2 protein-coding genes are annotated in these 657 nt (G+C 34.9%); both read left to right on the top strand.

Annotated features, from left to right (window positions below):
* Positions 1 to 26 precede the first annotated feature (26 nt).
* The gene (locus ACYVN4_RS45080; protein WP_460730468.1) at positions 27 to 167 is read left to right on the top strand and encodes a hypothetical protein; all 141 of its coding nucleotides are present in this window, start codon (positions 27 to 29) and stop codon (positions 165 to 167) included.
* 4 nt (positions 168 to 171) lie between these two features.
* The coding region (locus ACYVN4_RS45085; protein ID WP_460730465.1) for an AbiJ-NTD4 domain-containing protein at positions 172 to 657 on the top strand (486 nt) is incomplete at its 3' end.

Raw genomic sequence — 657 nt, forward strand, 5'->3', positions numbered from 1 at the left:
TCAAAACGTTTGGCATCAAGGTAAAGTTGATGGATTCACAAAAAACGGTCATTGATACCCAAGCAGTTTACACTGATAACTGGGACAAGGGACAGACCAACCAATTCGAATTCATGACTGATAAGAAGTTCAAGTCTTACGAAGTTGTGCAAGATTACACTAATTAAAAAGGTGGGAAATAAAACTATCATGAGGTTTTCTGAAAGAATGGGATTCGTTAAAGTTGATGATGTGATTCAAAAAGACAAAATGAATGAAACACTACGAAACGATATATTTAATTATGGTGCCCATATATTGTTCGATAAACAACACTCCAATCTCCAACAAAATTATCAGGGAACACATTACGAAATGTTAAAACAGCTTTGGGTTAACTTCTTTCATATCTCAATTAGTTCATTGACAGATGAAATGGCAATGGCTGGTGATAATCCTAATGAAGTACTGCATAATCATTACGACGACCTTCAATTTTATGAAGTGTACGATTTTCTCGAATATGTAATACAGATCTGGGGTCGAAGCTCCGAATCCGTCAAAACCATAAACCAATTATTATCAACTAATCATTCTGCTTATCGCTTTATCAAATATCAATTAGAACCCGTTAGCTCCGATATTGATATTTCAAATATCACAGCGGGAGTGAAAACA

It is taken from the genome of Nocardia heshunensis (assembly GCF_054782115.1).